The 18,956-nt window shown below is 51.5% G+C and carries 22 protein-coding genes and 1 pseudogene; 2 read left to right on the top strand and 21 right to left on the bottom strand.

The features are described 5' to 3' along the window. Window positions 1-45: 45 nt before the first annotated feature. Complete coding sequence (locus HMPREF1535_RS22700; RefSeq protein WP_046147714.1) at window positions 46-1,146, top strand: DUF262 domain-containing protein; 1,101 nt, start codon at window positions 46-48, stop codon at window positions 1,144-1,146. Continuing rightward, window positions 1,133-1,816, top strand: coding sequence for an MAE_28990/MAE_18760 family HEPN-like nuclease (locus HMPREF1535_RS22695; protein WP_009016675.1), 684 nt, complete (start codon window positions 1,133-1,135; stop codon window positions 1,814-1,816). The genes HMPREF1535_RS22700 and HMPREF1535_RS22695 overlap by 14 nt, the downstream gene beginning before the upstream one ends. A gap of 99 nt (window positions 1,817-1,915) precedes the next feature. On the opposite strand, the gene HMPREF1535_RS22690 is transcribed toward HMPREF1535_RS22695, so the two are convergent. From HMPREF1535_RS22690 to HMPREF1535_RS22590, 21 genes and pseudogenes are all read right to left on the bottom strand, one after another. Then, complete coding sequence (locus HMPREF1535_RS22690) at window positions 1,916-2,443, bottom strand: glycoside hydrolase family protein (protein ID WP_046147713.1); 528 nt, start codon at window positions 2,441-2,443, stop codon at window positions 1,916-1,918. Further along, the gene (locus tag HMPREF1535_RS22685; protein ID WP_046147712.1) at window positions 2,440-2,946 is read right to left on the bottom strand and encodes a DUF3872 domain-containing protein; all 507 of its coding nucleotides are present in this window, start codon (window positions 2,944-2,946) and stop codon (window positions 2,440-2,442) included. The genes HMPREF1535_RS22690 and HMPREF1535_RS22685 overlap by 4 nt, the downstream gene beginning before the upstream one ends. 18 nt (window positions 2,947-2,964) lie before the next feature. After that, window positions 2,965-3,837, bottom strand: a complete 873-nt coding sequence (locus tag HMPREF1535_RS22680) for a toprim domain-containing protein (protein ID WP_046147711.1) — start codon at window positions 3,835-3,837, stop codon at window positions 2,965-2,967. Between the two features lie 10 nt (window positions 3,838-3,847). Beyond that, window positions 3,848-4,423, bottom strand: coding sequence for a conjugal transfer protein TraO (locus tag HMPREF1535_RS22675; RefSeq protein WP_046147710.1), 576 nt, complete (start codon window positions 4,421-4,423; stop codon window positions 3,848-3,850). 2 nt (window positions 4,424-4,425) lie between these two features. Then, window positions 4,426-5,412 (bottom strand): conjugative transposon protein TraN, encoded by a 987-nt coding sequence (traN, locus tag HMPREF1535_RS22670; protein ID WP_046147709.1) that lies wholly within the window; start codon window positions 5,410-5,412, stop codon window positions 4,426-4,428. A gap of 46 nt (window positions 5,413-5,458) precedes the next feature. Next, the gene (gene traM / locus HMPREF1535_RS22665) at window positions 5,459-6,835 is read right to left on the bottom strand and encodes a conjugative transposon protein TraM (RefSeq protein WP_046147708.1); all 1,377 of its coding nucleotides are present in this window, start codon (window positions 6,833-6,835) and stop codon (window positions 5,459-5,461) included. After that, entirely contained in the window at window positions 6,816-7,124 is a 309-nt protein-coding gene (locus HMPREF1535_RS22660) for a TraL conjugative transposon family protein (protein ID WP_046147707.1), read from the bottom strand. Before HMPREF1535_RS22660 ends, traM begins: the two co-directional genes overlap by 20 nt. Before the next feature lie 6 nt (window positions 7,125-7,130). Beyond that, window positions 7,131-7,754: a conjugative transposon protein TraK gene (traK, locus tag HMPREF1535_RS22655; RefSeq protein ID WP_004308925.1), complete on the bottom strand. Its 624-nt coding sequence runs from the start codon at window positions 7,752-7,754 to the stop codon at window positions 7,131-7,133. 182 nt (window positions 7,755-7,936) lie between these two features. Beyond that, window positions 7,937-8,941, bottom strand: coding sequence for a conjugative transposon protein TraJ (traJ, locus tag HMPREF1535_RS22650; RefSeq protein ID WP_046147706.1), 1,005 nt, complete (start codon window positions 8,939-8,941; stop codon window positions 7,937-7,939). Between the two features lie 3 nt (window positions 8,942-8,944). Next, on the bottom strand, window positions 8,945-9,574 hold the full coding sequence (locus tag HMPREF1535_RS22645) for a DUF4141 domain-containing protein (RefSeq protein ID WP_005850484.1): 630 nt from the start codon (window positions 9,572-9,574) through the stop codon (window positions 8,945-8,947). A 23-nt stretch (window positions 9,575-9,597) separates the two neighbouring features. Beyond that, window positions 9,598-9,978, bottom strand: coding sequence for a DUF3876 domain-containing protein (locus tag HMPREF1535_RS22640; protein WP_044129772.1), 381 nt, complete (start codon window positions 9,976-9,978; stop codon window positions 9,598-9,600). Window positions 9,979-10,014: 36 nt separating this feature from the next. Next, complete coding sequence (locus HMPREF1535_RS22635) at window positions 10,015-10,494, bottom strand: TraG family conjugative transposon ATPase (RefSeq protein WP_262362569.1); 480 nt, start codon at window positions 10,492-10,494, stop codon at window positions 10,015-10,017. A 56-nt stretch (window positions 10,495-10,550) separates the two neighbouring features. After that, window positions 10,551-12,362, bottom strand: coding sequence for a reverse transcriptase/maturase family protein (locus tag HMPREF1535_RS22630; protein ID WP_046147705.1), 1,812 nt, complete (start codon window positions 12,360-12,362; stop codon window positions 10,551-10,553). 587 nt (window positions 12,363-12,949) lie between these two features. Next, a pseudogene (locus HMPREF1535_RS22625) lies at window positions 12,950-15,037 on the bottom strand (TraG family conjugative transposon ATPase); the annotation flags it as partial. Next, window positions 15,034-15,366, bottom strand: a complete 333-nt coding sequence (locus HMPREF1535_RS22620) for a DUF4133 domain-containing protein (RefSeq protein WP_007366512.1) — start codon at window positions 15,364-15,366, stop codon at window positions 15,034-15,036. The gene HMPREF1535_RS22620 and the pseudogene HMPREF1535_RS22625, both read right to left, overlap by 4 nt. Window positions 15,367-15,376: 10 nt before the next feature. Next, the gene (locus HMPREF1535_RS22615) at window positions 15,377-15,688 is read right to left on the bottom strand and encodes a DUF4134 domain-containing protein (RefSeq protein ID WP_009016663.1); all 312 of its coding nucleotides are present in this window, start codon (window positions 15,686-15,688) and stop codon (window positions 15,377-15,379) included. 198 nt (window positions 15,689-15,886) lie between these two features. Beyond that, complete coding sequence (locus HMPREF1535_RS22610) at window positions 15,887-16,603, bottom strand: hypothetical protein (protein ID WP_046147704.1); 717 nt, start codon at window positions 16,601-16,603, stop codon at window positions 15,887-15,889. Beyond that, window positions 16,600-16,842 carry a DUF3408 domain-containing protein gene (locus HMPREF1535_RS22605; protein ID WP_046147703.1) on the bottom strand — a complete coding sequence of 81 codons (243 nt, stop codon included), beginning with the start codon at window positions 16,840-16,842 and terminating at the stop codon, window positions 16,600-16,602. The genes HMPREF1535_RS22610 and HMPREF1535_RS22605 overlap by 4 nt, the downstream gene beginning before the upstream one ends. Window positions 16,843-16,861: 19 nt before the next feature. Next, a complete protein-coding gene (locus tag HMPREF1535_RS22600) occupies window positions 16,862-17,209 on the bottom strand; it encodes a DUF3408 domain-containing protein (RefSeq protein ID WP_046147702.1) in 348 nt (115 codons plus the stop codon). 2 nt (window positions 17,210-17,211) lie between these two features. Beyond that, window positions 17,212-17,652: a DUF3408 domain-containing protein gene (locus HMPREF1535_RS22595; protein WP_005944168.1), complete on the bottom strand. Its 441-nt coding sequence runs from the start codon at window positions 17,650-17,652 to the stop codon at window positions 17,212-17,214. A 2-nt stretch (window positions 17,653-17,654) separates the two neighbouring features. After that, on the bottom strand, window positions 17,655-18,704 hold the full coding sequence (locus tag HMPREF1535_RS22590) for a ParA family protein (RefSeq protein WP_082207583.1): 1,050 nt from the start codon (window positions 18,702-18,704) through the stop codon (window positions 17,655-17,657). Window positions 18,705-18,956 lie beyond the last annotated feature (252 nt).

The raw sequence follows: 18,956 nt of genomic DNA, 5'->3' as shown, positions 1-18,956 counted from the left end.
TTTGTACCTTTGCAAGGTTATTTCATTCATAATATAATATTGCATATGAATACATTAAGTGCAGAGAGACAAAATAACATTCAAGAACAATTATCCAATGAACAAAAATTGGTTTCTTTTGATATGCGAGAACTCACTATAGAGTTTTATGTCACAAAGTATCTTACAAATATAGATAAAGATGACAATGAAATATATGTACCTGATTATCAACGTGAATTTGTTTGGGATATTACCAGACAGTCTCGATTTATAGAATCATTGTTATTAGGATTACCTGTGCCTTTTATATTTACGGCAGAAATTCCGGAAACAGGGCGTCTTGAAATTGTTGATGGTTCTCAACGTATTCGTACAATGGCTGCATTTTTATCTAATGATCTTCAATTAAAAGGGCTTGAAAAATTGACGGAGTTTAATGACATTCGATTTGGGCAATTACCTTCGGCTACCCAACGAATGTTTAAAAATATTGCTATTCGTATGATAGTTCTATCTTCTCGTGCCACAGAAGAAGTACGAAAAGAAATGTTTGACCGTATCAACACCAGTAGTGTCCCTTTGGTTCCAATGGAAACACGTCGGGGTGTTTATCGGGGTGAATTCATGACTTTTATAACAGAACTTGCTAAAAGTGAAAAATTTAAATCCTTGTGTCCTTTTGCTAAGTTTTCAGAAAAACGACATGAAGAAGAAGAACTAATCCTGCGCTTTTTTGCATTCATTGATGCGTATCCTGACTATCGTCAGGTTGAATATAAAGGGGTAGCTAAATACCTTGATGAATATCTTGATAACGGAAATAAGAATTTTGCAGAAAACGAACTAAAAAGTAAAAAGGCTGCATTTGACCAGATGGTTGATTTTATATCAAAAACTTATGAAGGACAAGGGTTTGCCAAGAAACCAAATGCAGTAGGTGTTTCTAAACCATATTTTGAAGCAATTGCTATTGGCGTCTATATGGCTTTACAAGAAAATCCCAATATTCAGCCCCATAAATTAGATAGTCTTATTGTTGATAAACATAATAGAAATGGTTTCTTTGAAACCATAGAAGGACGCTACCGCACTCATACGGCAAAAAAAATATTGAATAGAATAGATTACGTGAAAAATTCATATTTGGCAGATGCAGAAAAATAAATTCAATCAAAGCATTGAGGATATTAATGATTTTTTCTCTTTATTAGAATTTATTGATTCTATTGAAACATACAAAAACATCATGTTGCCAAATCCAACAACGACTTCTTCACTATTAGTTACTTCAACTCAACAAAAATGCATGAGAAGTCATGCTGTTTTGATGTTATACAATATAGTCGAGGCAACAGTTGTAGAATGTATTTTAGCAATATTTGATGCTATTAAAGACGATCATCTTAAATATCATGAACTTGAAGATTCTTTGCGTGACCAATGGTTAAGATCTATGATGACCACTGGAGATTCAATTAAAACTCGTATTGCACGAACTAAAGAAATAATAGGCAACATTAGCTCTGATATACTTTTTGCTGATGCGATAGGACGTTTTAATGGGAATGTCGATCTTAGAACGATTCTTAATATATGCAAAGATTTTAAATTACAATTGAGAGCCATACCAAATAAAGATGGAGTCGCCACTACATTGAAAGCAGTTAAGGATGCACGAAACCACCTTGCTCACGGAGATGTAAGTTATTCTAATTTTGGATCCACTATATTGCTTTCTGATATAATAAAGTATAAAAAAGACACATTAGATTTTCTTTCATTTTTTATAAATCGAGTTGAGGAATATATTTCAAACAAGGAGTATAAAAAATAAAAATGGATATACAAACAAATAGGAGTATTTTTAGGAAGATTATGGTCAATATTTAGAACTCCGATGAAGTTGGCAACTTCATCGGAGTTTCATCTATGGTCATGGGATATACAGCAGTGCAAACTCCGCCTTTCTCCGTTTGAGCAGCATGGCGTGCCGTTTCCCCTTGTAGTTGCAGAAAGCGATATATTCCCGGTAAATGTTCCTGTCGCCCGCCTCCAATTTTCGGATCAGCGTGCTTTTGGGTATCTTCCCGCTCCCCAAAAGCCGGTATGGACCGACATTGTAGGCGAGCGTGGCAAGGAGCAGACTGTCACGCCCGAACTTGCGGAACATGGCGCAAAACTTCCGCAAATCTTTCCGCAGGAGCGCGTCTGCCTGCCGCTTAGTCATGGTACGTGCCGAATACCTTTCCCCCGGCTGCACCTGATGACCCCAGCCCACGTATGGGTGGTGTTTCTCCGAGTGCCAGCCTTCAAAATACTTCGTACAGCGAACCGCCCGCTCAAAAGGCGGCAGGCGGTAGATTGCCGCCTGCCTGTCCGTCCCCTTCTGACGGCTGTCCCGTGCGGACACGGAGCAGACCGCCAGAAGCGAACAGAGAATAGCCATGAATACACGTATCATCGTGTGAGGGGCTTGAAGTTGCCGATGGGGATAACAGAAATAACCCCGTCATCCTTCACATTCCGGTTGTTGAAGTCAAATTCCAATTCGTAGGAATTTTTGAAATTGTCCTCCACCACCACGATGAAGTTGTGCGCCTCGTCGCCCTCTGCCGTATAGTACAGCCGGAACTTCTCGTTTTCAAGCAGGTAGCGGTCGTTGGGCAGGAAAGTGATGCCGCCCGCCATTTTCAGCGTGCCTTCCCCCTCGAACTGGAAATACCGGATGGTGTAGAGCGTGTTGGCAAATTCGCCCGTCTTTTTCAGCTCACAGCGGATTTCCACCGTCTGCCCCTTTGTGACCTTGTTCGGCACGGGCATGGTTTCCACCGTGAACGGATAGGATTGCTGGATGTCCATGTCATCGTCACACGATGCGAGCGTAAGCGACACGGCGGCGAACAGGCAGATTGCCAACGCCTTGAAGATGGATGTTCTCTTGTTCTTGTTGTTCAGTATGTTCATTGTCCTTTGATTTTTAAGTTATTGTTCATTTTTTGCTGTCAGTTGCAGATACTCGTTCAAGTCCTTGCAACTGTCATAGAGTGCGGAACGGTCGCAGACACGTTCCCCATAGTGTTTTTTCAGCGTTACCAATGTCCTCTGTCCGGCTTCGTCACGGTCAAGGAAGCAGTCGATGCGCCCGTACCCGTATAAGTGCTTCACAGCCTTACCCACGTTGGCAACGGAGTTCAGCACAAGGCAGTCGCCCGTTTCCAATCCGAGCGTAAGGGCGGACAAAAAGTCCATGAAACCCTCGAACACGCTGCACACGTCGGAGGCGGTATCTTCCGGTTTTATCAGTGACACATCTTTCGGCGGTACGCAACCCTTGAAATAGCGGCTCCGGATTTCGTAGCCGCCAGCCACGTTCGGGAAACCGATTGCGAAATACCGCTTTCCACGCACGCCATAGTTCAGGCGGCAACAGTGGCGGTATGCAACGGCATAAGGGATGCCCCGTTCCGCCAGATAATCCGTTAATGGTGAGCGGAGCAGCGGGACGGCTTCCACTCCTTCAAAGGCAGGTTCGAACGGCTCCGGCAGGTACAACGGCTTTTCTGCTGCGGCAAACGGCATACGGGCGGTTTCCGCTATGAATCTCGCCTGCGCCATGAAGTCCTCGCTTCGGACAAACTCCCCGGCAAGCGTGAAGATGTCACCGCCCTTGCCCAAGCCGAAGTCGTACCAGAGTCGTTTCGCCACGTTCACACGGAAAGAGGGCGTGCGCTCATTGCGGTACGGCGCACGATACCAAAGTTCGTTTCCGCTCCTTCGGATAGGTTCATGCCCTAACCGTGCGAGAAAGTCCGCGAGGGATATTTGCCTCATGGCATCTATATCCGTCCGTTCCATGCGGCATGTGTCAGTTGATGACGAACTTGACTCCCAGCCCCCATTGGCAGTGGAACTTCTTCGTATCGCCACCCCACAGGCAACGCTCCCGGAGGTTGGTGAGCAGGGCGATACGGTCAGCCACGTAAAACTCCACATCGAGCGTCAGCGCACCGCCGTAGATGAAAGCGTCCCGGTCATGCAGTGTCGAGCCGTCATGCAACACCTTTTCGCCCCAATTCACCGATTCATACCCGGCGAGAGCCGAAACCCCCGCATAGACGAACACGATTTTACGGGCATCGGAAAGTATCTTGAAATAGTAGCCGCCCTCCGCCGTGAACTGCGCTACGGGTATGGCTGTGTCCTTGTACGGGTTGTTCTTCAAGAGGTATTCGCCACCGAACACCCATTTGTTCCCCTTCTTCGTGTAGGTGGAGAGAGCCGCCCCGAAGCTATACCCGCCGTCGTTGCCGCCGGGTTTGAATCCGTCCGCCAGATTCGCCCTTACCTCGATGCCCTGCATCTTCGGCAGGCATCGCTGGGCGTGCGCCTGCCCTGTGAACAGGGCAAGCGACGCTATGATTATTGCGATGTACTTTCTCATGGTCAGCGCACTTGAAGTTCGTTGATGGTATTGGCACGCACCAAGTCCTCATTCTCGATCACGAAGGACTGGTGACGACCTCCGTTCTTCTCGTTCAGTTCCACCACGAGGCATTTGCCGTCGGGGATGGTAAACTTCGCCATAGTGAAGACCGTGCGCTCGCTTTTTTTGCCCGGCACGAGCGTGACGTAATTCTGCGCGCGGAGCGGCAGGATGATACGCTCCTGTACGGCGGTACGCTTCGCCACCTTCTTGTCCACGATTTTCCACGTGATGTAGTCCACATCGAAAGGCACGTTGCTTTGGTTCCTGATTTCCGTGTGGAAATACAGAAGCCCGTTGTGCGTGTAGATGCCTTTCAGAAGGTACTGGATGCCGAAACGCTTGCAGCCGATATGCTTCACCTCACGCTTGTTCTGCTTGTGGATGGATTTCATGATAAGGCGCACCAGCATCGGGCTTTCACTGCCCAGCTCTTTCAGGTAGATTTCCTGCGCGTTGTTCGGGCGGTTCACCGCCTCGCCGTCATGGATGAAGTCGCACATCTCCACGTTGAGCAGCAGCGGTTCGGCGGCGTACTTCACGTTGAAGGTGTAGAAACTCCCGTCCTCCGTGATTACGGACATGTTGGTTTCGTTCGGGAAGTTCCTCACGGTAGCCTTCACACGGATGACGTTTTCCGCTCCGTCGGCTTTGCCCGCAATCAGGTCGGGCGATCCTAAATCGACATAGCGCACCTCCGCCGGGAAGATGACATGCACGGTCTTGTCGTAGGTCACTTCCAAGCCGTGCGGAGGGACCATGCGGTCAAAGCCCAGCTTTCTCGTCAGCCCGTGATACAGGTCGCCGTCCGCCTCCTTCTGCGGATAGACCTCCTTTGTCAAGGTCAGTTCTTCATTGCCGTTGGTCGTTTCAACGGTTACGTTTTCCTGCGCGTTGGCAGTTGCGATGCCCATAGCGAGGGCAAACATCATGATTACTTTTCTCATTACTTTGGATTTTTAGTGGTAAATAAAAATTTGATTGATTGTTTCCTTAATTCACTTCCTGATAGAGCATAACCCTGTACCCGGCTTTCAGATGCACTTTGACGGTGCGCATCTTCTTGGCTATATACTGGCTCGTGCCTTGTATCAGCCCTTTGCCCAAGTCGGAGGCGAGCTGCGCCCCGGCATTGGCGGAGATGTTGATGCTGCTGCCGAGCGAGCCGCCCATGTTGGCGGCAACCTCCCGGACAGCGTTCATCTCCATCGAGTTGGGGATGAATATGCCGGGCTGCCCGTCCGTGTCATAGACCTCCAACTCCACCGGGATAATCGTACTGTCGTGTTCCAGCGAGGTGATTTCAATGCCGAGCCGTTCGCCCTGAATCTTGGCTGCACCGACCACCACCGCATTACGGGGGATGATCCGGTCTGCCACCGCCATCGGCTCCAACAGCCGCAACCTGACCGCCTGCCCGTCCGTCACGCTCTGCGCCCCATAGACGCATGCCGGTATGGTGTTCCTGTCCGATACGGTCGTGATACCTACCGCCGTGTTGAAACTGCGGTTGCGTTCCTGCGAGAAGGAAGCGACAAATTCGGCATTGCTCATGGGCTGTCCGAGCGAGGACACCACCTGATGCGTCACCTGCCTGACGGGTTTTGCCGTGTTCTTTCCGGCTTTCTGCACGGGGGACGGCTCTGCGGTCTGTCCCGCTGCCGCCTGCGTGCCGTTCTGACCGCCCATGTACTTCGCCGCCAGCTCGTAGGATTTTTCCATGAGTGCCACCTGCTCGTCCATCGTGGAGCTTCTCTCTTTTCCGCTTTCCAGTTCGGATTCGAGGGTGGCGATGCGTTCCAGCAGTTCGTCTATCTCCGCATTGTCGTTCTTCGGCTGCTCGTAGAAGTTGCCGAGCGTGGCATTGAGGTCACGGTAGGCGGCTGCCGAGGACTGGATGGTCTTCGGTGCGGGCTTCACCGCCTCTTCCGTTTCGCCGGGATTGGCAAGGTCGAAGTCGCCGTTCCCATCCGCTGCCGCAGTTTCGCGGTCGAACAGGTCGCCCAACTGCTGCATGGCGCGGCTGCGGTTCTCCTGCCTTTCCTCCATCGCCCCCTGCTCGTAGGCTTTCGCCTTGTCACCGATAATCCGGCGGTTCTCCTTGTCCGCGTCGGGCATCTCGATGTTGTAGCCGCCCGTTCCCGGCTCCTGCTCCTTGCCGGAGGACGGAGCGAATATCAGCCACATCGCCCCGATGAATACCAGCACCATAGCGGGCAGCACTATCATTTTCTGACGTTTCAGCCGTTGGGCTTCGGTCAGCGGCTTGCGCTCCTTTTTCGGTTTTCCCTTCTTGTCGGGTGCAGCCGTGCTTTCCGGTTTGTTCTCCGCCTTGTTTTCGTTCTTGGGTTCATTCTTCGTCTGTTCCATATAAATAAGGTATTAAGTGATTGTCCGTTTGTTGCTGTGCAGGCAGTTCCACCCGTCCGGCATGGTCTATCTCCATCCGGCTGCCGTCATTCCTGCCGATGTCATACACGGCTTTGCCGAAGGTGTAGAGGGCAAGCGCGGCGAATGCGGCGAGCATTGCCAGCACGATGCGCCTGCGTGTCTTCGGCGGCAAACCGTCCAGATAGCCCCTGAGCCTTGCCACCAGCATTTTCTTTTTGTCATGGAGTTTCCAATATGCGCCCCAAAATGATTTCTTGATTTTCTTCATATCCGTTTACCTTTTGATGGTTTGTAAATCCTTGTTCTCGATGATAGTGAATCCCTCGATGGTGAACCCGTTCGGGTTGTCGTCCGAACGGGACGAGTTCAAAAGGCGGCACGTGGTCACGAGGCTGCGCTCGGTGACGTTGCTCTGCCGGATGATTTTCTGCGTGGCGTAGGTCACGGCACGGTAGGGATAGCCGTTGAAGTCGCACACCACGCTGTCCACCTTCAGCACTTGGTTGATGTTCCCGGCGATGATGCGGTTGTAGTACCCCTTCTCGGCGAAGTCCGAATAGTAGTTGTACACGCTCTTGTCCGCCAGCAGCAACGCACGCTTCACGTTGTGTTCTATCGCGCTCTTTTCGGGCGAGAGCGTGAAAAACAGCTCGTGGAAGCGGCGCACATGCTCCCTCGCTTCCGCCGGACGGTTCTGCGAGAGGTCTTGCGAGAGTGCCAGCATCAGCGACTTGCCGTTGTCCAGCACATATATCTTCTCACGCTGCCGCTCCGCGAAGCGGTAGGAACTCCACACGCTCCATACCGTTATCACGGCGCACAGCGAGAGGAAGACGATACCGAACAGGCGTATCTGCCTGAACGATGATTCGATGTTTTTGAGTGACTTGAATTCCATTGTCTGATTTTATTTTTCGGTTCTTAATTCGTTATACAATAGGATCGGTATGCGGTCGTTTGCCACATACGTATGTAATGAGCTACTGCATACGTATGTAGCAGCCTATTACATACGTATGTCATGACAGGTGACATACGTATGTTGCTTTTATGCGGATGCCTGTCCCGTAATTCATGCCTCTATTTCAGCAGCTTGCCGATGCGTCCCACCGCGTTGCCTGCGGCTGCACCCGCCACGCTGCCCGCCATGCCTCCGGCGCGTCCCGCCATCTGGTTCACGTTGCGCCCGTAGCCGCCCATGCCCCCGGCTTGGATGATCCAGCCCGCCACCGTCGGAATGGTGAAGTAGCCGATGATGCCGATTATCATGAACACGATATACACCCCGTCGCTTGAATCCAGCGAGAAGTTGGGGTCGGTCTGCATGCGCTCGATGTCGCTCTGGAGCATCAACACCTGAATCTTGGCGAGTATGGTGCTGAATATGTCCGACACGGGGAGCCACAGATAGACCTGTATGTACCGGCAAAACCATTGCGTGAGCGTGCTCTGGAAGCCGTCCCACACCGATATGGCGAAGGCTATCGGACCGAGTATCGCCAGCACCACAAGGAAAAAGGTGCGGATGGTATCTATCACGAGGGCGGCGGCTTGGAACATCAGTTCCAGTATCTCGCGGAAGAAGTCGCGGATGCCCTTCTTCATCTTGTACATCCCCCGGTCGATATACATCCCCGCCATCGTCACCATGTCGGAGGGCGACCAGCCCAATTCCTCCAGTTGCTTGTCAAACTCCTCGTTGGACACGAGGTAGGCGGTTTCGGGATTGCGCACCATCGCCTCGTATTCCAGCCTGTCCTTCTGCTCCCGGTACTTGTTCATGTCCAAAGTCTGCGTTTCGAGCAGTTTCGCCGTACCCTGCACGACGGGCGAGAGGACGCTGTTTATCGTGCCGAGCACCACCGTAGGGAAGAACATGATGCACAGACCGACGGCAAAGGGGCGGAGCATCGGGAAGACGTCTATGGGTTCGGCTCTCGCCAGCGACTGCCATACCCGGTAGGCGACATAGAAGAGCGCGCCCAGCCCGGCGATGCCTTTCGCCACGCCCGCCATGTCGGCGCACAGCGGCATCATCTGCTCGTAGAGCGAGCGGAGAATCTGGTGAAGGTTGTCGAACTCCATAGGCTACCAGTATCTTTCGTTCATGCTCCCGTACAGCCCCATGATGCGGTCGAGGTCGTTTTTCTTCTTCGCACGCAGGTAGCTCACGCTGATGTTCTTGTTGGTGTAGTAGCTCACGAGGTTGCGGTAACGCTTCATCTTGGAGTGGCAGCGTTCCACCACGTCCATGCGCTCCTTGTCCGTCATGGAGAGCGTGGTGATGTTCACCACGTTCTTCAGCTCCGTCAGCACGTCGTTTGATTCCTCCAGCAGCTTCGTGTAGCCGAAGGCGATGGCTCCGAGTTCCTCCACCGTGAAGTTGTCGTCGCGCAGCATCTTCTGGAAGCTGGTCACGTAGATGTCCGTGATGTCGCCCACCATCAGGATGGTCTGCTGCACCTTGCGGGCGTCCTTGACCAGATTGTTCACCGATTTGAGGGCGTCGTAATACTTCTTTCCCTGCTCGTAGATTTTCACCGTTTCCTGAAAGTTGTTCACCATGTTCGTGGCGGTCTTCGAGGTATGGATGATGTTCTTCGAGGCGTTGATGATGCCCTGCGCCAGATTGCCCGGATCGCTCACGACCCATTGGGCGGAAGCCCTGCCCGCGAAAAGCAGGCACAGGCAGATGACGAATGTTATTCTTGTTCTCATGTTTCTTTGGATTTTAGCGGTTCTTATTTTCCTGCCGGAGTTTCCGGCTGCGGCTTCACACGCACGTAGTCCCCGTTGGGTGAGAAGGTCAGCACGTCGGTGGCTTCGTTATACGCTACGTCGATGCGGAAGCCGGTGTTCATGAACAAGTTGCCGTTCTCCTCCTGCAAGAGGTAGGTTTCCGGTTTCAGTCTGCGGCGGATGCCGCTCCGTCTGAATACCGTCACCTTGTAGGCTTCGCCCTCCTTGTAGATAAGCACGTCGGGCTTCCCCTCCACGCTTTCCCAGTTCCCGCACAGCAGGTCACGGCGGTTCTCCGCCACGTCGCAGGATTGCAGCACCATGACCGCCAGCCCGATTAAACACTTGCTGACTTGCAGCATTTTCGTTCTTGATATACTCATACGCATTTTCTTTTTTGGTTGATGAATCGTTTTTACTTATTCCTTGTTTCTCCGTCTTTCGGCAAGCTGCCGGATGGCGGCTTCAATGTCGCCGCCCAATTGCTCCGCCAGACGGTACACCTCCACCTTTTCCGTTTCCTCGGTGGTGTACGCCAGATACTCTTCCGCGCTCACCTCGGTGGCATAGACCGCCGACTGCGTGCCGCCCAAGCCTATCCACACCTCCTTGTAGAGCCGTGAGGGGTTGTTCGCCATGTTGATGGAGAGTATCTGCGACTTCTCCTTCTCCGTCAGTCCGAGCAACGCCTGAATCTGGTCGAACTTGTTCATGTACTTGCGCTGGTCGAGCAGGATTTTACAGTCCGAGTTGTTGATGATGCTCTCCTTGACGACGGGCGAGGAAATGATGTCGTCCACCTCCTGCGTCACCACGATTGCCTCACCGAAATACTTGCGCACCGTCTTGTGTAGGCTAAGCACCCAACGCCTTTCCATATTACTATGGTAGGTTTTCAAATGCTCGCCCCCGAACCGGACTTACACCTTTCAGCGTATCCGGCTCTCCACTAATTTCAGTCTATCTTTCCGTCATGTATCTTCTTGTGACAACTCCTACACACTGCAATCGTCTTGCGTTTGCGGGCAATCATGTGTCGTTCCCAGCTTTCCTTACCCTGCAAGTTCTTTAGCTTCCTTACATGGTGCATAACAAGGTCGTCTGTTGCTCCACATAATTCACACTCACGGGCTTTCAGCCTTTCTACAAGACTTGTCCGCCCCGCAGTATAAATTGTTCGTGGCATAATGTCACATTCCGATTCATAGATGGGCTTCTTTCGTTTGAAGCCTCCATCGTAAAAGTATCTTTCCTTTACACCTGTTTTAGTCATGTATTTTATGATAAACCTACCGTTTTTACGATATTTCTTGTTTATCTTACGTGTACGGCATTTGTATTTGCCTGCAAACGTTTTGTACATGCTGTATTCCATGATGTAGCTGAAATTATTCAAGGCATGGGCACAGTTGTTGGCTATGGAATAATAGTTGTAGAAGCCTACGATTTCCCGATTATAGCTGTCAAGGATTTCAAGGTCATCATTGAAAATCAGTCCCGATTTGCATTTCGGTTTCCATATTTCCTTCCCGTTGCGGTTTGTCAGTTCCAAAACACCCCAATCGAAAAGTTTTTTACGGACAGTTTCCGTACTGACATTCAAGCAAACCCTTTTACCATAGGTTCTTCTCAATCTACCCCGTTTATCCCGTCTTTGGTCGTTGGATTTTCTTACAGTAATTTCATATCCGAGAAATTTGGCAGGTCTTTCCGTGTGAGTGACAAGTGTCTTTTCGTCGGAGAGTTCCAATGCCAGTCTGTCAGCGAGGAAGTTTTTAATATCTTCCTTTATCTGCTGTGCATCCTGTTTGCTTCCGATAATTCCCACAAGAAAATCATCTGCATATCTTGCATATTTCATTCTTCTGTAACCAGCATCCATTTCGTCGCCGTTGGGATATTTAGCCCGTCCTTGTTCTATTGCTTTTAGTTCAAGGATTAGCTTTGTCCTTTGCCTTTCGTCTTTTACGGACTTCAATCTTCGCACAATACGTTTTCTTGCATTGCCAAAGTCCATACTTTCTCTACTGAATTTTCGTTTCTTCCCTTTGTCGAATTTGGCTGTGTATTCCTTTATATACTTATCCAGCTTGTCAAGGTATATATTAGCCAATATCGGGCTGATGATACCACCTTGCGGTGTGCCACTATAAGTATTATTGAATTGCCAGCCTTCGACATATCCCGCTTTCAAAAACTTGCGTATCAATCGGATGAAGCGTTCATCCGCAATGCGCTCCAAGAGAATGTTTATCAGTACATCATGGTTTATGTTGTCAAAGAAGCCTTTTATGTCTCCCTCTACAAACCACTTAGCACCACTAAACTCATTTTGGATGTGAGTTAATGCAGTATGGCAGCTTCGATTGGGGCGGAATCCATGCGAGGTGTATTCAAAATTCCCCTCGTATATGGCTTCCAATACCATTCTTACCACTTCCTGCACCAACTTGTCATTAAAAGTCGGTACACCAAGAGGGCGTTTCTTGCCGTTTTTCTTTGGTATATACACTCTCTTTGACGGTTGGGGTTGGTACGTCTCATTTTTTAGCGTATCAATCAACTTTTCAATGCGTTTCAGGCTCATGTTGTCAATATTTTGACCGTCAGTTCCTTTAGTCATGTTACCCTCTTTAGCATATATGCGTTGATAGGCAACGTAAAACATTTCCTCATTGAACAAAATTCTGTAAAGACGTTCAAACTTGTAGCTTACATCCTTACTGTGTTCTGATAGACTGTTTAATACTCTTTCTGGACTTCTCATAATGTCTCCCACATTTTCCGTTAATTGTATTAATAATTAGCTGCTTCCCTTCGCCATGTACAAGGTGTTACCTTGCTCGGACTACTATGGAAGCTCCGTTACCACTCCGAATTTTCGTAGGTCTAACCTAATAGCCTTTCGGCACTTCGGGATAGGTAATCCCCGTTTATTACATCGTAACTGTTGGCATGATAGATTGTCGGATACGACTTCCGTCCTTTACTCGCTTACTGCGGTTGCGTCATAGTATAGTTCTTGCCCTCCTCATACATGTACACTAAGGGAGATACTATGATATGGCGATTAGAAACTATCCATACAACAGTAGTTTCCATAGCTACCTTACGCCATAGCCTCCGTGCGGACCACTCGGACTATCGTTCAATCAATTCGGACTTTATCCTCATATCTATCTTTTCATCTCGCCATTCAGTCGCAGTTTGGTAACTAACTGACTTATGGCTTTTCCGACATGCTACACTCCCTGTTCGGTTAAGTTTTCCCGAAACAGATAAGTCGGCTGATGATAGGTCTTTTTCAAAGAACACTTTCCTAATCTCTTGCCAAAGAGATATTTACGATGCAACCTTTACGGGCGCACACATATAGCGCAGGTAGTCAGCCATGTTCGCCGATGAGAGAGCCTTCCAAGCCTCTTCCACGATAAGCTGCTTTCTCACACCTTTCAGACGCCGCATTTTGTTGATGAAGGCTTCCATGATGATGATGGTCACTACCGGGAACAGTTCGCGGTTGTCCTTGATGGAATCAATCTCGAAGACGATGAACCGTTTGCCCAGCAGGTCGATGTTCTCCGCCGAGTTGAGCAGGAAGTCGTAGCGTCCGCCCCGATAATACTGCCGCATGGTGGTGAGCATGTTGTCGATGTTGAAGTCCTCCTTTTCCACCTTGATGTCACGCTCCGCCAGTTCCCTGCGGTAGTCGTCGCGCATGTACTCGTAGAAGGTGTTGAACGAGGGGACGATGCTCCGGTCAGCCCTGATGCGCTCGATGTAGGCACTCACGGCACTGCCCAATTCCCCGCTTTCGGTTTTCGTCACCTTGTCGTCCTCCGACTTCCAGAGCGTCAGCAGCAGCGTCTTGATGCTGTCCTTCTTCTCCACGTCGAACACGTAGTCGTCGGTATAGAACGGGTTGAAGCTGATGGGCTTCTCCTCCGTGTAGGTGAAATACACGCCGTCAGCACCGCCCGTCTTGCGCCGTATCATCTCGCATAGCCCCTGATAGGAGTTTCCCGTGTCCGCCAATACCACATGCGCGCCCTGCTCGTAGTATTGGCGCACCAAGTGGTTCATGAAGAACGACTTGCCGCTGCCCGAAGGACCCAATACGAACTTGTTGCGGTTCGTGGTGATGCCCCGCTTCATCGGCAGGTCGCTGATGTCGAGGTGCAGCGGTTTTCCCGTGAGCCTGTCCACCATCTTGATGCCGAAGGGCGAGAGCGAGCTGCGATAGTTGGTTTCTTCCGTGAAAAGGCACACCGCCTGTTCGATGAAGGTGTGGAAACTCTCTTCCGCCGGAAAATCCGCAGCATTGCCGGGCATCGCCGCCCAATAAAGTGTCGGGCAGTCAACGGTATTGTGGCGCGGCACGCACTCCATGCTTGCCATCTGGCTGCCCACGTCGTTCTTTATGTGTTTCAGTTCCTCCGCGTCGTCGCTCCACGCCATGACGTTGAAGTGCGCCCGCACCGAGGTCAGCCCGTAGGAGTGCGCCTCGTTCAGGTAGCGGTCTATCCACTCGCGGTTGATGCTGTTGCTCCGGCTGTATCGGGATAACGACTGCATATTCCTTGCGGATTTCTCGAATTTTTGAAGGTTCTCCTCGCTGTTGTCGATAATCACGTACTGGTTGTAGATGTGGTTGCAGGAAAGCAGCAACCCCACCGGGGAGGCGAAGGAGAGGCGGCAGTCCGAGCGGTCGGTGGAGAGTTTCTCATACCGGGTGTCGGTAGCCACCGTGCCGGGCAGGTCTTCCGCGTCGGACAGGGTGTGCAGGCACAGGCGGTTGTCGCCGATGCGCATTTCCCTCGCCGAGAGGTCAATGTCCTGCAAGGTCGTGTCGCCTTCGGGCATGAGCGAGAAGTAACGCTCTATCAGTCCGGCTTTGCCGTCCGTCCCCACAATCTCGTCGGTGGAGAGGCGGCGCAGCCTGACGAAGCCGCTGTCGTTGATGATGCGCTCGAACTGTTCCGCAGCCTCTATGAACTTCGCGGCGGTTTCCTTATTCAGCTCCTTCGGGATGATATGCCCACGGCACAGCGTGCTGAAATTGCTCTGCATCCGGTTACGCTCCTTCGTCGTCTTGGTCAGGTAGAGGTAGCAGGTGTGCTTCAGGTACGGACGCTCGTTGAAGTGACGCTCGAAAGAGCGGCTCAAAAAACTCATGTCGTCCTTGTGAAGTTCCGGCGTGTACTTCTCCTTGATGAACCAGTCCTGCTTGTGGACGACGGAGAAGTCCGGCAGCACCTTGATCGCCTTGCACCAGCAGCCGTGTATCGCCTCGTACTCCGCACCCGTCACGGTGTAAAGCTCCGGCAGCTCCACCTCGAAAGCCACCGTGATGTCGGCGTCTTTGGAGATGATGCAGCCTTGCTCCACCGCCAATAGCGGGAACTTGTTTTCCAGTGTTGTCATTTTGGATGTATTCCTCATGTCGTTTCTTCCTTTCGTTTCCGTTTGAATAATCGGGTGATCCGCCGCCGGTTGATAAGGTATCGGGGATGGCTCCTTGTTGCCCCTAATTTCATAAGCCCGTGTTCGCCGTACCGGGCGTTCAGCGCGAAGGTCTGCCATACGAGGATGGAGGACGATGCCACGCCGAAGCCGATACATACCCACTGGTCGATGCCGACCATGTAGAGGATGACGAACAGGACGAAGAGAGCCAGCAGACCTCCGCAGAAAATGAAGAGGTACTGAGCCTTCAAGCCCTTGAACTCTACCGGACGGCCGATACCCTTGTTTATCGGGTATTCAGCCATACATTATTTATTAAAGGAAGAATGAGCGCAGGATGGTGGCGGCGACAATCAGGAAGATGCACGCCCCGAACCACGAGGCGGCAGTCTTGGAGGTGTCGGGGTCGCCGGACGAGAACTTCCCGTACACTTTCACGCCCCCGATAAGCCCGACTACCGCGCCGATGGCGTAGATGAGTTTCGTGCCGGGGTCGAAATACGAACTCACCATAGAGGTGGCTTCGTTGATGCCCGCGATGCCGTTTCCCTGCGCGAAGGCGGAGGCGGTTGCGGCAACCAGAAGTGCCGCTGAGAGGATAAGTTTCTGTCTGTTGTTCTTGTTCATAAACTGTTCTTGTTTTGTGCCGTCAAAAGGGTGGATGGTCCTTTGTCGGGCGGTTGATACTCGGTTACTTTACTTTGGTTTAGTGGGTTGCCCGTTTGTTTCTACGGACTTGGGTGTGTCCGTTGCGAACCGGACGTGCCTTGCACTTCCTCACCGCATGGGTGTAATTTTACATTTTCATTACCATTTCTTTTTTCGTTATACATAGTCGCGGATGTCGAAGTCCTCAATACTGTCCGGGACGACAAAATCCTTTTTCGGTTTCTTCAGCCGGATTTCAATAAGCCCCTTGATGCGGATGCTCATTTCAGACGAGCCGTTCATCAGCTTCTCGTACAGCTCCGTCCCTTCCATGTCGGTGAAGACCTTTGCCGCCCGCTCCCGTTCCGTCGTTGTCGCTTCTGGGTTCTTGGCGGTTCTGACTGCATCGTCTATCTCGTCGAAGCTGCTTCCGGATGCCCTCGGCGCGTCGGGCGTTTCTTCCTCCGGCTCGTCCTCCCCGAACTCCAGTTCCGAAGGCGTGAGGCTCGTGAAGGTTTCGTCGAGTTTATCCTCCGGAACTTGGGCGGGACGGGACACGGTTTCCGTGTTTCCGTCGTCAAAAGTAGCCTCTTCCTCCGTCAGTTCAATGCCTTTTTCCGAAGTGGCGGCTTCTTGCGTCGGTATGGCAGCGGTTGTCCGGGTCGATGCCATCCTGAAACGGCTCTTGCCGATGATGTCCGGGGTGTCTGCGGGCGGTGTGTCCCTTACCGTTTCGGGCTTTGCCGCCGTGCCGCCCAACGACCGCCACACTCCGGCTATGCTTCTGAGGAAGCGGACAAGTCTGGTTTCCATGATCCTGTCATAAAGGAGCAGGAACAGAAACCACAGGTTGCAGCCGACCGATACGGTCAGCAGAATCATAGTCATGTTCATAGCTCTACTTTGGGGACTGAATCCAACATACGGTTGATTTCGGCACGGTGTGTCTGGAAATGTTCGTTAAGCACATTGTCCAGATAGTCGGCGATGGTCAGGTTTCCCTTACCTAATAAATAGGTGATTTCGGTTATCACGCTGTGGTTTGCCAAACTGATGTACACTTGCTTTCCCTCTCTCGCCTTGATTCCTGATTTTTTCAGGAAGGCGCGATAATCTTTCTTCTTTCCTTTCATGTCTGTTACTTTTTTAGGATTAAAATACTGCGTCGTAATTCTGGGCGTAAAGGCTCTTTATCGCCTCCTCGCACTGGTTGAAGTGGTGCGTAAGCACATGGTCGATGTAGGCGGACAGCGACAGCCGGTCATGCCCGATCACACGGGTGATACGCATGATGCGGTCGTGGTACTCCGGGCGCACATACGCCATCTTTCCCTCGCGTGCCTTCACTTCGGCTTCACGGATGAACAGCCGTTCATAGTCCTTCTCACCGCATTTGCCGCCTAACGGCACGGGGGACAGGATTTCCACACTCGCCTGCACTTGGGCAAGCATACCGCCGCCGTCATGCTGCGGACTTCTGTTTTTCTGGTTCTTTTCCATATTCAAATCAAGTCTTCACGTTGTTTCTTGTACAGTTCGTTTATTTTCTCCTTGTGCTGTTCCAGATGTTGGCGCAGCACGGTGTCCACGTAGCCGCCTACCGAGATTTCACGCCCGGCGATGTCGTTCACGATTTTGAGAATCTTGCTGTGGACGTCGCGGCTGATATAGACGCACTGGCGCGTCTTTATCTCGTTGCGGCGGAGGAACAGCCCGGAATAGTCGTCCTCCTGCCGTTTGCGGCGGACGGTGTCCCTCTGCGGTTTTTCCTTTGCCGTATATTGCACGGGCGGCGGTTCCGTTTCAGGGACGCTTTCTTCTTCGGGGGCAGGCGCGGGCGGCTCCTGCGCGTGGTACAGGGTCCCGTCCTGCCTGCGTCTGCCGATGGAGGCTATCAACAGTTCCTCGTCAATGCCTTCGGTGTTCACTTTCCTGCTGCCCATGATTATTGAGGTCTGATGATACGGCTTATCTCTTCCGAGAACTCACGGATGCCGCTCCCTTTCAGCAGGGACGCATCCATCGGGAAGATGGTCGAGCGGAACACGCTCTTGCGCTCTTCCGAGAGGTCGCGCCGGAACTTCTTGCTGTCGGGCAGGCGGGTGGACAGCACCGGCAGCCCCATCTCGGCGATCACATCCTCATACAGGTCGTAAAGCCCGTTCTTCTCCCTGCCGTCCACCATCGTCCAGAACAGGTACAGCCCTTTTGTTTTCGCCTGTCCCGTCGTCATGAGGTTGTCACGGAACATCACGGCGAATTGCAGGGTGCTTTCCACGACAAAACGGTCGGCACTCATGGGCGCGAAGATGTAGTCCATCTGCGAGAGGGTCTTGACCACGCCGTTGCTTTTCAGGGTTCCCGGCATGTCGAAGAACACGACGTCGGGTTTCACCTCTTCTTCGGCAAGCATCCTTTCGGCATCATCGAGGGCGTTGAGGGCGTCGCTTGCGATGACCGGGTAGGCGTTCTTCCTTATCTTGCGGAAGTGGTTACACGCGAGTGCCTTGAAATAGAGGCTCCCGCCGATAAGTCCCGTTTCACGTTCACGCAACCCGTGTATGCTGTGCTGCGGGGCGTCGCAGTCTATGACGGCGACATTGTGTCCTTTCACGTTGTGGAGGTAATTGGCGGCAAGTGCCGTGACGGTGGATTTGCCGATGCCCCCTTTCTGTGTTGCGAATGCAACGAATGTTTCATTACTCATGGTTCTGTTGGTTTTAATGGTTGATGAATTGTTTTCCTGCTCCGATACGGAATCGGTGACATGTATATCCGCATCCGCGAATCTCTGTCTGTCCGGTTCGTCACGTATCCGCTTCAACGGTGAAGCAGAGGTTCGGATAACTGATGAATGACGACATTGCGTCATGAAGTCATTGAATCCGTGAATCACCGCGTCATTGGGAAACCGGGTATCCGAAGGTTCGGGTATCCGGTCTGGCAAATATCCGCCGAAGCGGTTTGCCGGGTATTTGAAAGCCTCATTTTTCATATCTTCAAATCGTTCGTTTTTTGAATCATGCTGCAAATAAACAAGGATATTTTTGAATCCGTACCACTTCCCCTGCAAGTGGCGGCATATTGCGCCGGTTGGCTCTGATTGTCCGGTTCAAGCCTCTGTCCGATACCGCTTTAAGGGCGTAACTTTGCACCCGAACGGCAGGGTTCGCCGCAGGTGGCGCAGCCCGGAGTTTGAAAGGCATTCCCCCAATCCGTCCCCGACGGATTTTTATGTTCGCCTGAA

Source organism: Parabacteroides goldsteinii DSM 19448 = WAL 12034, assembly GCF_000969835.1.
In the GTDB taxonomy this organism is placed as follows: Bacteria; Bacteroidota; Bacteroidia; order Bacteroidales; family Tannerellaceae; genus Parabacteroides; species Parabacteroides goldsteinii.
This window is presented reverse-complemented; position numbering and strand designations above follow the sequence as displayed.

What these genes read in the sequence shown, in the direction of transcription:
- HMPREF1535_RS22700 (WP_046147714.1), top strand. Translation starts at nt 46, where the DNA reads ATGAATACATTAAGTGCAGAGAGACAAAATAACATTCAAGAACAATTA.
- HMPREF1535_RS22695 (WP_009016675.1), top strand. Translation starts at nt 1,133, where the DNA reads ATGCAGAAAAATAAATTCAATCAAAGCATTGAGGATATTAATGATTTT.
- HMPREF1535_RS22690 (WP_046147713.1), bottom strand. Translation starts at nt 2,443, where the DNA reads ATGATACGTGTATTCATGGCTATTCTCTGTTCGCTTCTGGCGGTCTGC.
- HMPREF1535_RS22685 (WP_046147712.1), bottom strand. Translation starts at nt 2,946, where the DNA reads ATGAACATACTGAACAACAAGAACAAGAGAACATCCATCTTCAAGGCG.
- HMPREF1535_RS22680 (WP_046147711.1), bottom strand. Translation starts at nt 3,837, where the DNA reads ATGGAACGGACGGATATAGATGCCATGAGGCAAATATCCCTCGCGGAC.
- HMPREF1535_RS22675 (WP_046147710.1), bottom strand. Translation starts at nt 4,423, where the DNA reads ATGAGAAAGTACATCGCAATAATCATAGCGTCGCTTGCCCTGTTCACA.
- traN (WP_046147709.1), bottom strand. Translation starts at nt 5,412, where the DNA reads ATGAGAAAAGTAATCATGATGTTTGCCCTCGCTATGGGCATCGCAACT.
- traM (WP_046147708.1), bottom strand. Translation starts at nt 6,835, where the DNA reads ATGGAACAGACGAAGAATGAACCCAAGAACGAAAACAAGGCGGAGAAC.
- HMPREF1535_RS22660 (WP_046147707.1), bottom strand. Translation starts at nt 7,124, where the DNA reads ATGAAGAAAATCAAGAAATCATTTTGGGGCGCATATTGGAAACTCCAT.
- traK (WP_004308925.1), bottom strand. Translation starts at nt 7,754, where the DNA reads ATGGAATTCAAGTCACTCAAAAACATCGAATCATCGTTCAGGCAGATA.
- traJ (WP_046147706.1), bottom strand. Translation starts at nt 8,941, where the DNA reads ATGGAGTTCGACAACCTTCACCAGATTCTCCGCTCGCTCTACGAGCAG.
- HMPREF1535_RS22645 (WP_005850484.1), bottom strand. Translation starts at nt 9,574, where the DNA reads ATGAGAACAAGAATAACATTCGTCATCTGCCTGTGCCTGCTTTTCGCG.
- HMPREF1535_RS22640 (WP_044129772.1), bottom strand. Translation starts at nt 9,978, where the DNA reads ATGAGTATATCAAGAACGAAAATGCTGCAAGTCAGCAAGTGTTTAATC.
- HMPREF1535_RS22630 (WP_046147705.1), bottom strand. Translation starts at nt 12,362, where the DNA reads ATGAGAAGTCCAGAAAGAGTATTAAACAGTCTATCAGAACACAGTAAG.
- HMPREF1535_RS22620 (WP_007366512.1), bottom strand. Translation starts at nt 15,366, where the DNA reads ATGGCTGAATACCCGATAAACAAGGGTATCGGCCGTCCGGTAGAGTTC.
- HMPREF1535_RS22615 (WP_009016663.1), bottom strand. Translation starts at nt 15,688, where the DNA reads ATGAACAAGAACAACAGACAGAAACTTATCCTCTCAGCGGCACTTCTG.
- HMPREF1535_RS22610 (WP_046147704.1), bottom strand. Translation starts at nt 16,603, where the DNA reads ATGAACATGACTATGATTCTGCTGACCGTATCGGTCGGCTGCAACCTG.
- HMPREF1535_RS22605 (WP_046147703.1), bottom strand. Translation starts at nt 16,842, where the DNA reads ATGAAAGGAAAGAAGAAAGATTATCGCGCCTTCCTGAAAAAATCAGGA.
- HMPREF1535_RS22600 (WP_046147702.1), bottom strand. Translation starts at nt 17,209, where the DNA reads ATGGAAAAGAACCAGAAAAACAGAAGTCCGCAGCATGACGGCGGCGGT.
- HMPREF1535_RS22595 (WP_005944168.1), bottom strand. Translation starts at nt 17,652, where the DNA reads ATGGGCAGCAGGAAAGTGAACACCGAAGGCATTGACGAGGAACTGTTG.
- HMPREF1535_RS22590 (WP_082207583.1), bottom strand. Translation starts at nt 18,704, where the DNA reads ATGAAAAATGAGGCTTTCAAATACCCGGCAAACCGCTTCGGCGGATAT.